9 protein-coding genes are annotated in these 13,516 nt (G+C 43.7%); 3 read left to right on the top strand and 6 right to left on the bottom strand.

The genetic code is table 11. The annotated features are described in order from the left end of the window. Nucleotides 1–33: 33 nt before the first annotated feature. The gene (locus H509_RS0119080) at nucleotides 34–1,710 is read left to right on the top strand and encodes a PASTA domain-containing protein (RefSeq protein ID WP_028546490.1); all 1,677 of its coding nucleotides are present in this window, start codon (nucleotides 34–36) and stop codon (nucleotides 1,708–1,710) included. A gap of 324 nt (nucleotides 1,711–2,034) precedes the next feature. Here the strand turns inward: H509_RS0119080 and H509_RS0119075 are convergent, their stop codons facing one another. The 6 genes from H509_RS0119075 to H509_RS0119050 form a co-directional block, all read right to left on the bottom strand. After that, a complete protein-coding gene (locus H509_RS0119075; protein ID WP_028546489.1) occupies nucleotides 2,035–3,198 on the bottom strand; it encodes a Ger(x)C family spore germination protein in 1,164 nt (387 codons plus the stop codon). Then, a complete protein-coding gene (locus tag H509_RS0119070) occupies nucleotides 3,198–4,706 on the bottom strand; it encodes a spore germination protein (RefSeq protein ID WP_028546488.1) in 1,509 nt (502 codons plus the stop codon). Before H509_RS0119070 ends, H509_RS0119075 begins: the two co-directional genes overlap by 1 nt. Before the next feature lies 1 nt (nucleotide 4,707). Beyond that, the gene (locus H509_RS0119065; protein ID WP_028546487.1) at nucleotides 4,708–5,799 is read right to left on the bottom strand and encodes a GerAB/ArcD/ProY family transporter; all 1,092 of its coding nucleotides are present in this window, start codon (nucleotides 5,797–5,799) and stop codon (nucleotides 4,708–4,710) included. 288 nt (nucleotides 5,800–6,087) lie between these two features. Next, complete coding sequence (locus H509_RS0119060) at nucleotides 6,088–6,744, bottom strand: DJ-1/PfpI family protein (protein ID WP_028546486.1); 657 nt, start codon at nucleotides 6,742–6,744, stop codon at nucleotides 6,088–6,090. Nucleotides 6,745–7,026: 282 nt separating this feature from the next. Beyond that, on the bottom strand, nucleotides 7,027–8,625 hold the full coding sequence (locus tag H509_RS0119055) for a helix-turn-helix domain-containing protein (protein ID WP_245596189.1): 1,599 nt from the start codon (nucleotides 8,623–8,625) through the stop codon (nucleotides 7,027–7,029). Between the two features lie 124 nt (nucleotides 8,626–8,749). Continuing rightward, the gene (locus H509_RS0119050) at nucleotides 8,750–9,742 is read right to left on the bottom strand and encodes an ABC transporter substrate-binding protein (RefSeq protein ID WP_028546484.1); all 993 of its coding nucleotides are present in this window, start codon (nucleotides 9,740–9,742) and stop codon (nucleotides 8,750–8,752) included. 241 nt (nucleotides 9,743–9,983) lie between these two features. On the opposite strand from H509_RS0119050, the gene H509_RS0119045 reads away from it, so the two are divergent. Together H509_RS0119045 and H509_RS25960 are read left to right on the top strand one after the other, a co-directional pair. After that, nucleotides 9,984–10,961: a phosphotransferase enzyme family protein gene (locus H509_RS0119045; RefSeq protein WP_028546483.1), complete on the top strand. Its 978-nt coding sequence runs from the start codon at nucleotides 9,984–9,986 to the stop codon at nucleotides 10,959–10,961. A 337-nt stretch (nucleotides 10,962–11,298) separates the two neighbouring features. Beyond that, nucleotides 11,299–13,401: a serine hydrolase domain-containing protein gene (locus tag H509_RS25960; protein WP_245596215.1), complete on the top strand. Its 2,103-nt coding sequence runs from the start codon at nucleotides 11,299–11,301 to the stop codon at nucleotides 13,399–13,401. Nucleotides 13,402–13,516 lie beyond the last annotated feature (115 nt).

Here is a 13,516-nt window from a genome sequence, read left to right as displayed (position 1 = left end):
AGAAATAATGAAGCAAGAAAGTAGAGGACAAACATGAATAATCAAATGATCGATGGCAGATATGAATTAGTACAAACGATAATGCAATCAGATGACGGAACGTGGTACCGTGCTCAGGATACATCCCTGCAGAGAGAAATATTTTTATTGTTAAGCACAACGACAACCGAGGATTCCTTTAGAGAGCTTACAGCTGAATGGGCTCAGTCAACAAGCGGCTCCTTCTTCCAGTTGTTAAATGCAGGTACAGATGGTTCTAATACTTTTATGGTATTTAATGCGTACAAAGGGATGCCTTTGTATCAATATGCAGAGAAGCATGCAGTGCCTTTGCAGACAGCACTCCAGATTGTTTTCCTAGCAGGTCAACGGCTTCAGGAGGGTGGTCGACTAGGAACGTCGGCTTTCTCTGTGAGCTTTGATAACCTTTGGATTACAGATCAAAATGAATTACTCGTCATGAATTACTGGAACGAAGCAAGAAGCAGTCGAACAGGCACGTCAGGCTTATCTCAACTACTTTACCAATTGTGTACGCTTCATGCGTTGGCACCACGCCAATACGACATCTATGTAAGCAGAATGCAGTCGGCTCTAAAGCACGAACTGCCTGCTCAACGCCAATCGGTATTGACATTGGCTAGACGGGTATACCAAGACGATGAGTCCGTGCTTGGTTATATGACGACGATTACCGAAATTTTGAATCAGCCCAATTTGCCAATCACAGATAGTTATGCCCAGTATGAGGTGCAAACACCGCAGCCACCTGCTTACGAGTCATTGTCGTCGGCCACGACTGATACTTATGCAGCAGACGCGACGGTGTACAATGAGCCTCCGACGCCGGAGACAACCTATAAGGCGGTAAAAGAGGAAGAACGACCAAGAACACTCGTTCGAGAACGGGCACAGCCTGATAAACGTGTGCAGCAGGCTCCTAAGCGGAAATTAAAAACACCACTCATTATTGCAGGCTGTATACTATTTGTCAGTTTGCTTGGTGGGGCAATTATTTGGGCTAATTCTTTAAGCAAATCTAACGATACAGCTGCCCAATCTGAAACAGCGGGAACAACGCCAATTGATACTGAGCAACCAAAAGAAGAAACCACTGAACCGAATCAAAATGCTAACGGGGATAGTTCTTCTACAGATAATGGATCATCTACAGGATCAGACTCCACAACAGGACAAGTAGATCCAGGCACTACCAATCAAGGTGGTTCGTCAGAGAGTGGAGACACTGATGCGAGCAGCAATGGTAATGGGGAAGGCAGCGTACAGCAGCCAAATCAAGGGCAAACAACAGATCCAAGTATAACAAATCCGAGTACAGGTGCGGGGACTGATCAGCCAACAGAGGGGGGAACCAATGGGACAACTAACCCAGGCACCAACCCTGGAACGACTACACCACCAGCCACGACTGATCCAACGGCACCAGCGGAACCGACAGCACCAACAGATCCAAATAGTAATACGACACAACCAACGACACCAAGTGGATCAGCACCTAATTTGGTCGGCTTGACGCAAGCTGAAGCAGAGAAGGCGGCATTGGGGGCAGGTATGAAATACAGCTTTGTCAAAGAAAATGCGGAAGGTCAGGAAGCAGGTAAAGTGTTTAAGCAAGAACCAGCAGCAGGAACAGCCGTGAAAAAGGGCGACCGTGTGACGTTTTACATCGCTCGTGAAGCGAAAAAGTAGTACACGACGTTATCAAATCAAATGAAGTGGCTGGGCAAGCGCATGCCTCTTAAATAGCATTTTCGGGAAATACACATCTGATTTCCAACGAAGAGACCATCGGAAGAGCCAAGTTACGACTTGGTTCTTCCTGTATTTTGGTAAAGCGACTGCTGTCGTAGAATGATCGTGCATTCTGTCTGATGCACTTGATTTCTAGCGATTATTGCGCTTGCCTGGGAAATAAGCAGCGGGAAATGATGCACGTGTTATTATATTTTCTGACTACTCATGTATGGTATTAGATGGACAAGCATCAGCCCTGACGATTAGCTAGAACAACACCTATTTTTGTTTTAATTTTGACATCCCAGCGTGAACAAGCTTGACATTGATCCGAATATTGTCCAAATCATCAGGTGAAAGTTTAATGTTTTTACCGTTATCCTTGCGTTTCCAGTACATTACCTGTTGGCGATATACATACTGGTGCAAACCATATAAATCCGCATTATGATCCAATCCCACCTTGAACGTGTGCTTAATCTCCGCCTTCACTTTAGCTTCTGCAAGTTCCTGAATTTCAGACTCTGACAGTGGCGCCAACATTTCATCAACACTGCCGGTAATGTTAGCTTTGATGTTATAGGAGAGCGTGTTTCCATAGGTATGCACATGAATGTCCCATCTCGATGTTTCCATCGTTAATAAGACCTCGTGTTTGTTATTATTTCTACCAATTGCCAATGCCGTTCGTGCTGCACTGGAGTTCGTCCATCTTAAGCCCAGACTGTCCTGTTTGGCATACCATCCTTTATACGTGTTGTCTTCAATGACAAATATACCATCCATTTCATACTGTTCATTAGGTTTAACATCTTTGAACCACTGTTTGTTATTAGTGGACAATGAGGGCAGGAGTAAGGTTGCTCCAGGTTCTACAAGTTCGATTAACATTTCACGCAGCGATATAGGCTTGATGTAGGCTTGCTGCTCGTACATGTCCATCGGATTATGGAGCAGGGAATTGATAGGTGCCAAGTTAAAAGTGTTATTGACTGCAAACAACTCCTTAAGTGAAACATGCGTACCAAATACCCAAGGTGAATATCTGATTTCATGATAACGGAGCATCGTATCCATCATGCTTTTCATATTTTGTGATAATACGCGTTCGTGAAACACAATGGCAGTCGTATGCTCCCAAATAATAGGCAGTTGTGATGAATTATATATATTATTGATCGCTGCGTCTAACGTTACACCTTCCCCGCGCCCTAGCCACACGGGTACTTTATCTTTAGGCTTAACACCTTCTTGCTTGGCTACATTAGAGAAATCAAGGGATTGCGTATACACAATGTATTTATCATTTTGAAAATCAATACCAATAGCTGTGACATAGTTGTTATCCTGCACATTTTTATAATCCCAGCATCCGCTCAAACTAAGCAGCAGCAAGAGTAAACTTCCAACCCGCAGCAATCGAATCGGTATACGCGCATTCATTATCCCTTATCTCCTTCCCGTGTTTTATCTAGCGGAAAAATATATTCCGGTCGTCTATTTTTCCATTTAGAGGGCAGCTCAATCAGGGACTTGGCAATATCGTGTAAGGAAGGTGGAGATAACGGAGCCAAGTATGGAATGCCAAAGGACTCCAGTGTTGATAAATACAGCAATATAGCCAGCATAGCAATAAAGAATCCATACATCCCAAGAAATGAGGACAAGACGACAACCCCAAGTCTGATTACGCTCACCGTTCCGCTTAATGACTGATTCACCAAAGTAAAGGTTGCAACTGCAGTGACGGCAGCTACAACTAAGGTTGTCGGGGAGCCAAGCCCCGCCCTTATGGAAGCGTCGCCTACGATAAGACCACCGACAACAGCTACAGTCTGGCCAACGGCTTTGGGCAGTCTAACACCGGCTTCTCTAAAAATCTCAAATAGTCCCAGCATTAAGACTAGCTCCATGGATGCAGAGAAGGGTAATCCTGATCTGGCATTGGTGACGGTAGCGAGCAGGGGCAGGGGGAGCTGCTCTACATTAAAGGCGATTAGCGCGATCCAGAAACCTGGGACAAATATAGATACAAATAGCCCTACCAGTCGCAGCATGCGTTGGAACGTAACGAAGTAATACGGAAAGTGCGCATCCTCAGGTGATTTTAGTACTAACATCAGGTCAGCTGGACCGATCAGCGCCATAGGGGTCGTATCTACCATAATAATAAAGCGTCCTCTGACAAGTGATTGAATGACATGATCAGGCCTGCCAATGTAGTCAAGCAGAGGGAACAGAGCATACTGAGAATCGCCAATCGCATCACCTAACTGCGAGCTGCTAATCAGTGCATCAATGTCTAGACGATTAAGCCGTTGTCTGACATCGGCGACTAATTCAGGATTTGCGATATCTTTAATGTATAGTAATGCAACGTCAGTATGTGTGCGTCTGCCTATCGTAAGACTTTCGACCTTCAAGCTGTCGGACTTCATTCGTTTGCGAACTAGTGCAATATTAGTCGTAAGGCTTTCTGTAAAGCCATCCTTTGGTCCTTTGATCGAGATTTCTGTACTTGATTCCTCTGGGGCCCGATTAGGCGGCTTGGCAATATCAATTGAATAGTAACACTCATCCTCAGGGAAGCACACCAAAAGGTGGCCATCGAATAAACGTGCTTCTGCTTGTAACAACCCAGAGGATGAAGCTAATGGAATCAATGACAGGCTTGAATGGTCGTCTAAATGAGATACCTCTTTTACCGACTGTAGAATATCTCTGAACCTTGGTATGATGTACTGATTAAATTGCTGCAAGTCAGCCATTCCTTCACACCACGCAAACACCACCTCTATTTCCTCATGCATAGTTTTGTACTTGCACGTGTGGAAATGGATGTCTGAGCATGTTAAAAGGTGTTGCTTTAGGGCCTGTATAGTTAATGGTGTTAATTCGTTTACTTGATTCGGCAATCTGTCACTGGGTACATTTGTTGGATTCTCATTCATGTCAAATAGTCCTTTTAGGTGTGTTGGCAAAGCAAGCAATAAGTGCAAAGATCCCAGAGCATACAAGCACTCCAATAGTAACTACAGGATAATAGTAGTCATGCAGCCATGTAAGAAACATCATGTCACTCATACTAATCTGTATTACACTAATCAAGAGCAGCACAGATATTATGCATACGGCAGCCTTGACTCCTTTACTCCGACAAGGTAGGAGATCATAAATCAAGAACATGGCCAACGATATACGAATAAACGCTCCAGACAACCATTGGAAAATGGAGAAAAAGTCTACATGATTAATGTACTTGCCGACGGTAACCAATCTCCATTGCTCAAATGTAGGGAAACGCAAGCTGACTGCGGTGTCCCGGCCAAAGTTAGCGATTGCCCCAATATAGGGGCCTATAGTTAGCCCACCTAGAAATATCGCTAACATGGCCAGCCCCCAAAAGTTAATCTTGGTAGATATGTGATGCTGTAGAAAAAGTACCATAATGAGTTCAACCATGCCAGCGCCTCCAAAGATCATTCCTTGAAGGACGGGAAGAGTTCCATTCTCAAGGACGGGAAACATCAACGTATAGTTTTTATACTGCATATTGGCTCCCATTACAAAGTAACCTAAAATGATAACGACTGGCAGCAGCATACCTGAACAAATGGCAATCGATCGAATACCTGCAAGAGCACAGGCTGCGGACAAAAATGCCAGCGACACTACGATAACGAATAGCGGGGTACGGGGTAAATACGATACGGTTGTCCAACTTGCAGTATCCTTTAAAGTGATAAAAGCAACTGTCAGCAAATACGTAACAAGGATTAGGATGACTATCCATGCCACATAAGGGCCTGTTTTTACATTTAACCATTCATATATAGTTTGCTTGCCTTTCTTTTTTATGGTCCACAAAATGACTGGAATCCAGAGCAAGCTAAGGGCCATGACCATTACAATGCTTAACCATCCGTCTCTGCCAGATTGCTGTAACAGAAGCGGGATGATAATGACATGATTTAACATGCCGGTCGATAACAGTAAGATCATGCACACTTGTAAAAAGCTAACGGACGACTTGGATACGCTCATGTGAACCTCCTTACAACAGTTACAGATAGCCTTGTGTTAATTTGCTCCAAAAGAAGAGAGTTCATCCACGCTCAATTTAGTCATCATAAATATAATTATGTAAACCAAATAAAGAAGTCGAGGGGCCTAAATTGTTTACACTCTGAATACGATTATTAAAACCACCACGATTGAGGATTGGAATGAAGTCCGTAAATGAAAATAGAAGGAACGATATCCGCTCCTTCTTAAGCCACATTTAGCTACTATTAGTGTGTATACCACAAAATGAGACTATACTTTTGTGGCTTATAGATTGGGCTCCCGCTTTGAAAACTCTTGAAGCAATCCGCCTATCTGTTCAACCAATGGGGCGGGTGCTTTCTTCGTTGAGCCAGCATCGAATGGTGGCTGAGGATCGTATTCCAAGATCAACTGGACTCCTTTACCCAGATCATCTCCGAATTCCCAAGATACTAATTGGAGTGCCATATCAATACCGGATGAAACACCCGCTGCGGTCACCATTTTGTCATGGCGAACAACTCTTTCGTCTGTTGGAACGGCTCCAAGAGAACAAAGCTGGTTGAAGGAGCTCCAATGCGTTGTCGCGTTTACTCCATTCAATAAGCCTGCCGCGCTCAAGATGAGCGAGCCCGTACATACCGAAGTTGTCCATTTTGTCGTTTCATGTATTTTACGAATCCAATTTAATGTTTCTTCGTCATGAATTGGTGTTTTATAGTTAGGAGGGCTGCAGCCAGGAACAACTAGAATATCGACTGAATTTACCTCAGAGAAACTGTAATCGGCGTACAAACCACCCATTTTTGAATCTAGTTTGATGAATCCTTTTTGCTTGGCAACAAATTTTACGTTACATTTCATTGTTGCAGCAAATACTTCATATGGGCCAATTGCATCTAAGGCTGTAATACCATCGTAAAGCAGGATTGCGATTTCCATGATGATCTCTCCCTTAAGCATGATGTTTAATCAAATACGCCCCAATTATACCATACCCCCCTATAGTATATTGGTGTCTATATTGTGAAGTCTTCTTATAACCATGACAATACTGATCATATTCTATATTGAAAATTCTAAGTAATGATAAGGTTCGCTTTCGTATCTGTGCTTGGGAGTGCTTGGGATGTATTTGATAGCTAGAACGAGAGGCGTAATGAGATAAGTGATTGTTCGGGGATAACGGTAAGCCCGCTGTTGAAGCGGGCTTTAAATTGGTACTTAAGCTAATACGGCCAAGACATCATCGATTTTTCGTTTGTGTGACAAGACACCATAATTCATCCAGGCTATAAAATCAACTTCATATACATGCCCTTGCTGAACAGCAGGAAGTTGGTTCCACAAAGATGTATCCAATAGTTCTCTGCCTTCTCCTTCACGTTTATCAAACGTAATAAACAAGTGATCTGCATCCAACTGAGCGATCCATTCATCTGTAAGGGATATTCGTCTTTGTCCAACAGTCAGCTTATCTACAAGCGGGTGAGGTGTGAGACCCAAATCTTTATAAAGGACACCACCTGTATAACCTAGCTGTTGACCTCCATACAGATAAATTCCGCATGATGATATGCGGAGGCAAGCAACAGTTGCTTGGCAGACAGACCTTCGAAGTATTTCACGGGCGGCAGCGGCTTTTTGCTCATAACTTTGAATTACCTTGTCTACCTTGCCAGATTTGCCGAAAATAGAGGCTATTGTTCTAAGCGTTGCTCGCCAGTCCTCCGCCATACATGGAAGCTTAAATAGTGGGGCAATATGGCGGCAATCCTCAAGCTTCCAACGACGATATCCTTCATCTAGCAAAATAAGATCGGGCTCATATTGAGACAATTGAGCCCAATGCCCGGACGAAATATCGAAATGAGGAACTTGATGAAGTCCTAAATATTCTTGCTTTCCCCACTGAGCATGCGAATATTGGGCAACTGGAATAATATCAAGAGCAAGCAAATAATCCTCAAGAAATGGGGCAAACACGCGTATATTACCTTGATGTGTACGACGATACTGACCGGGAGTAACACCTACGGTTCCCTTAAATCTTCTATTAAAATAGTATTCGTTGCTGTAGCCCACCGTTTGTGCTATATCATGCAACCGGTCGTCGCTCATCAGCAGCAATTGCTGGGCACGCTCGATACGTACACCATTCAAATAGTCAAGTGGTAGTTGTCCGGTGATTTCCCTAAATAACTGAGTATAACGTGAGCGATTGATTTGCACCATTGCAGCTAATTGATCTACTGTTAACACTTCATTGTAGTGATGATTGATGAAGTCAATGGAACGCTCTACGGCAGCTCGCTTCAAGGCGTCCTGATTCTCCGCGCTACTTTGCTGGCAAAGCAGCAGAAGCTCCTGAAAGCGGATATGACTTGTTAATCGTTGTATGTCCCCATTGTCGCCGCGATTGAAATATAAAGATTCTAGCAGCAAGGCGCAATGGGAGAAGGGATGAAAGGTAACCATGCCATGTTGTACCAAGCTGTTGCCGATCGATGACTGAATACGGCCATATCCGGATTCAGTCTTACCAATCATTTCAAAGCTGAGCTTATAAAAAGTAAGTCCTTCTCCATCGCAGCGCATGTCACTGCCTGTCCCTGGGACAAGTATAAAACCCGTTCCTTTTTTCAGCGGAAACCGGGCTCCATCTGCGAATAGAATTCCGTTCCCCTGCGTTATAATGATCAATGTCCAATCCTGAACAACTTCTTGTAATGTACTAAAGTGAGCAGATCTGCTTAGCAGTTCTATCTGATTAAGGGAGTAAAAAAGAACGTCTGCTGTTGGCAACTGCTGTGTGTGCTTCACTATTCCTCGCCTCTTTGATTGAGAATTATTTTCAATTATACTAGTGTAAAGCAAAAAAGAAAGCTCATCAACTGAAGTTGATAATCTTTCTTTTTTAAACACCATCTTTAAATAGGGCAATAGGTTACTTTACCATATAACGGAGCAAGTCATCTAGTTTCATGGAATTGGCTGTAATGGCTCCTGACTGCCAATGGCTGCGCTCCATCTTATACACCTTACCGTTCTTAATTGCCGGAATGTTCTTCCATAAGGGCCCATTCAGCTTGTTATAAGCCTCCTGATTGCCAGCATCATCCCAAGTTCCGTTAGCGGGGAATACAATGATATGATCAGCTTCAAGCTGAGGGATAACTTCCTCAGAGATGAGAACATGGTAGTCCTTCATATTAGCTGCCATTGGAACAGGTTCAAGCCCAAACTCTTTATAAATAACGCCTGTATATCGGTTTTTAACTCCAAAGAGGGCCATACTTTTGTCTGCAACGTTTAAGCGAATAACAGCCACTTTCTCTTTACCTACAGCTTTCTGTAATTTAGCTTTGCTTGCTTCAACTTTTTGACTATATTCCTTTATAACTTTTTCAGCCTTTTCCGGAATTCCTAGAGCATCAGCAACAGATTTTAAAATTTCTGTTGAGTCTTCGAGCACTTCTTCCTTTATGCGATATGTAGGAGCTACTTTTGAATATTGCTCATACTTGGCTTGATCAGCCCCGCCATCCAGAATAATGAGATCAGGACTTTGCTCGAGCAGAGCTTCAATGCTGCCAGTAATATCGAATGGTGGAGCATCTAGCTGAAGATAGTCTTGCTTGCCCCAGCTCGGATGGTACCACTGTACAACAGGAGTTACACCCAAGGCTTTCAAATAGTCCTCTACATAGATTCCTGCCACTCGTTTGGGATGAGAGGGGATCGTTACTTCTCCAAATTCTCCACTTATCACTCGCGTCTCTAGCTCGTTTTGCTTGCCAGATGTACCTTCTTGTCCTTCGGTATTTTTTTGTTCGACTGATTCTTGCTTCACTGAATTTGTTGTATTACAAGCAGTCAAACTCATAGCAACAACGACAGCTAAGATTAGCGTAATAAGGTTGCCTCTTTTTCTTAACATATGATTTCCCCCAGACATTATTGTTATTGATTATCATTCTCAAAAAGGTTGCATGGAGAATGTTAACTTATAATTAGCCTCTATTCAATGCATATTCTCTGAGAATTTCTTATCTAATCTCTTATTACACCTACTAACTAGCGTTGAAATGAGATTCAGAAATAGCCCTGTGCATCGCAAGGTTATTTTTGGTAGAGTAGTTAGTAATACTAGCATGCGCACTGAAAGGACGATTTGCATTATGACAAATGACAAACTCAATGAGATTATAAGAAGCTTTGGCATAAGCAAACCTGCATTTACGTTTCTGAGGCACAACGAGAACAGAACGTATAGAATAGATGCTGCCGACGGGAGCTCCTATTTGCTTCGCATTCATCAACCATTTAAAGAAGGTATGGCAGGACTGCAGCATACGTACGAGGGACTGCTCGGTGAGCTGGAAATGCTAGATAAATTGTCAAATGGGAGTGACTTGATAGTTCAGTCGCCATTACGTAATGATGCAGGGGACTTGATTACGGTGATCGAATATGAAGGAAAGACGCTTAATTGTTCCATGCTGACATGGCTGGAGGGTAGAGATCTTAATAAGCAGGACATCACTAATCGGGAAATGGTTAAGGTGCTAGGCGCCCAAATTGCTGAACTTCATTCTTTTTTTCGTCAATATCCTTTTGAAGGCTTGGAGAAGCGTCCCAGTCAAGGGATTACCTACAACAATGGGATGGTAAGGACTATCAAACATGGTTTGGATCGAGGGTTATTCACATCTTCAGATGTTTCTGTCATTGAAGAAAGCGTCAAACTGATAAACTCGCGGTTAGAGAACCAAGCGAATACTTCGGATAGATGGGGACTTGTTCACGGTGATTTGGGAATGGGCAATATGATTGTAACTCCCGAAGGGGAGTTATGCTTCATAGATTTTGGCTTTTTCGGACCCGGTTATTATTTATTGGACGTTGCGATGGGGGCTTCGATGATTCCTTCTGAGCATAGAGACGTATTTCTCGAAGCATATTATGGTCATCCGGGTGTGAATGCAGATGAACTCGTTCTCCTCGAAGGCTTTATGTTAGTCTCCATCATTGGGTTCTACGCCTTTCAGATGGGTAATGAGTCTTTACATGACTGGATGCGAGAACGAATGCCTCGCCTCTGTACAAATTACTGTATTCCTTTTCTTGCTAGTGAACGTATATTTTATAATGTATAGCTTGTCAGCAACGAATAAAGGACTCACTAACAGCAGACTCATTCATATAGAAATCACCAAAACCGTAATTGGGATTGGTGATTTTTTATTGTCTACTATGATATCAGGTTTATCGAATGTGATAAGAATGTCACATTTTCGCTCTTACTTGTCATCTTAATCGAGCGACGATGGCCTATGTAAACAATACAATAAAAGTACAAGAAGAGGATAAGAACTGCCACTAAATAGAATATATTCCGACACATCCTAGTTAACTAGCAGCTGTAGCTCTTGCATTAAGTTGTTGGATACCGGGTTCAAATTTTAGAAATTAAGGAGAGGATTTAAGTTGAAGATGCGTCGAAATCAAATCCCACGCGTACTTAGTATACTGACCACTGTACTGGTGATCAGCCTCGCTGCAGAAACAAGTGTGTACGCTCAGAAGCAGCGAGAAGCGAATCGAACGGACGTCGTCAAACAGATGGCCTCCAACGTCCATAATGCCCTTCTTCTAACAGATAATGTGCCGTTGATGAATTACACGAGTGGGCCAGTTGAAGCCAGCGAGGTTGAGGCGTTTTTGGACGCTTTTTTTGCAAAGGATGCCATCAAGCGAAAGGCAGGGGCTATTACAGTATCCGTTGTTCAAGACGGTAAGGTGCTTGTGTCCAAGGGCTACGGTATGACTGATCAAAGGTCGAAGTCGCCTGTAGACCCAAGTCGATCGACCTTTCGAATTGCTTCTGTATCCAAAGTGTTCACGGCAGCCGCCGTTATGCAGCTCGTCGAGCAGGGGAAGATTTCACTTCAGGACAATATTGAAAAGTATCTGGATGGTTACAAAGTAACCAATCCATTCCGTACACCCGTCACGATTGAGAACCTGTTAACACATACGACTGGATTTGAAGTGCGTGAACCTGCAGATGCCAGCTATTTGACAGATGCTTCTCAGAAGCCGATTTCACTAAAAGAAAGTATTTTCGTGCAGTTCCCGCCGGTCGTTCGTGAGCCCGGAACATCATACATGTATGATAATTTCGCCACGAGGCTGCAAGGATACATCGTGCAGCAAGTAAGTGGAGAGTCCTTTGGAAGCTATATGCAAAAGCATCTATTTCAACCGCTTGGCATGACTTCAAGCAGCTTTAAGCTAACGAAAAATCTGGCCGGACGTATGGTAACATCTTACGACATGGGAAATAACGCCATTCCGGCGTACGATTTGTCGCCGACCGAGTGGCCAGAGGGCAGTATGATATCGACAGCCTCTGATATGGCGTTATTTATGAGGGCTTTCCTCAACGATGGCCGGGCTGTTGATGGTACTGTTATTTTGTCGCCTCCATCTGTGAAGGCGATGTCGTCGTACCACATCGCCATCCACCCGGAGATGCCAGATATGACATACGGCTTTGAGTCGTCTGTAGATCTGTCCAGTACAAACGGCGAAGAAGTGATCTCCAAAGGCGGCGATATTCTTGGTTTCAGCTCGTTGCTGTGGCTGCTGCCAGAGCGCAAAACAGGTGTCTTCGTCTCTTATAACACGAATCAAGATGTGCGCAAAGATTTATTTGCCGCCTTTATGGATCATTATTATGCTGATCGTAAACCCGTATTTGGAAGAATGGGCTTTCAACCACATTCCAAAGCCACACTTGCCAAGTTCGAGGGCCTGTATTCCGACTTGAGAATTAAGTTAATGACCAAAGTTGAAGTTACAGGCGACGGTGCACTCATGGTAAGTGATCCTTACAGCCATAATAAAAAGCTGAAGCAGGTTGATGATCTATTGTTTGTGGATGAACAGGGGAAGCCGCTCGCGTTCAAAATGGATGCAAACGGCCGCATTGTTTATCTCAAATATGCGAATCCATTCAGCTATGCTGCTAAAATGGCAGAGAACCAGCAAGGTTTCCCAGACGTATCGGTTGATCATCCCTATAACAGTTACATTCATGGCTTGAAAGCGCTCGGTTTCTTAACAGATGATCTGTCTAAGCCGTTTCATCCTATGCAGCCCATAACTCGAGGAGACTTCATTCATGTTTTTAACGCAATATGGAATATTTCTGAGTCCACCAACCCGTCTTCATTTAAGGATATTGAACACTCTCCGTATCGAAAAGATATTCAAGGGGCTGCAGAGGCAGGTCTGTTGAATGGGACAAAAGATGGCTTGTTCGAACCAGACCGTCCGATTCGCCGAGAAGAGGCAGCCGCTATAGTTTTTCGCATAATGGCGGGATCGGATATTCGAGTGCCGGATGCTACGGCTGCATTAGCGCCTGGAACATCAAAATGGGCTGTCGAAGCAGTCAGTTCTATTGTGAAATGGAAGCTGCATGGACCGGAGGTGATCGAAACAAATGGCACAATCGACTACGACTCGCAGCGGGCTCTGAACAAGCAGGAATTGGCAGCGCTGCTATTTACGATGCTGCTTCCGAACTAGGGAGTAAACATAAGTGAGAGGGGCGCAGCTGCCTCTCCTTTTTGTGTTGGAATACAGTCGCGATGTTCTTTTTTAAATACGAAATTGGAATGATATGATAAAAGAAAGCCGCGGA

The sequence above is a fragment of the Paenibacillus taiwanensis DSM 18679 genome, assembly GCF_000425125.1.
Classification (GTDB): Bacteria; Bacillota; Bacilli; order Paenibacillales; family Paenibacillaceae; genus Paenibacillus_B; species Paenibacillus_B taiwanensis.
The sequence above is the reverse complement of the archived record's forward strand: the minus strand, read 5'-3'. Positions and strand labels throughout refer to the sequence as shown.

Excerpts from the sequence above, each read along its gene's own strand:
- H509_RS0119045 (WP_028546483.1), top strand. The coding sequence starts at position 9,984 with ATGACAAATGACAAACTCAATGAGATTATAAGAAGCTTTGGCATAAGC.
- H509_RS25960 (WP_245596215.1), top strand. The coding sequence starts at position 11,299 with ATGCGTCGAAATCAAATCCCACGCGTACTTAGTATACTGACCACTGTA.
- H509_RS0119070 (WP_028546488.1), bottom strand. The coding sequence starts at position 4,706 with ATGAATGAGAATCCAACAAATGTACCCAGTGACAGATTGCCGAATCAA.
- H509_RS0119080 (WP_028546490.1), top strand. The coding sequence starts at position 34 with ATGAATAATCAAATGATCGATGGCAGATATGAATTAGTACAAACGATA.
- H509_RS0119060 (WP_028546486.1), bottom strand. The coding sequence starts at position 6,744 with ATGGAAATCGCAATCCTGCTTTACGATGGTATTACAGCCTTAGATGCA.
- H509_RS0119065 (WP_028546487.1), bottom strand. The coding sequence starts at position 5,799 with ATGAGCGTATCCAAGTCGTCCGTTAGCTTTTTACAAGTGTGCATGATC.
- H509_RS0119075 (WP_028546489.1), bottom strand. The coding sequence starts at position 3,198 with ATGAATGCGCGTATACCGATTCGATTGCTGCGGGTTGGAAGTTTACTC.
- H509_RS0119050 (WP_028546484.1), bottom strand. The coding sequence starts at position 9,742 with ATGTTAAGAAAAAGAGGCAACCTTATTACGCTAATCTTAGCTGTCGTT.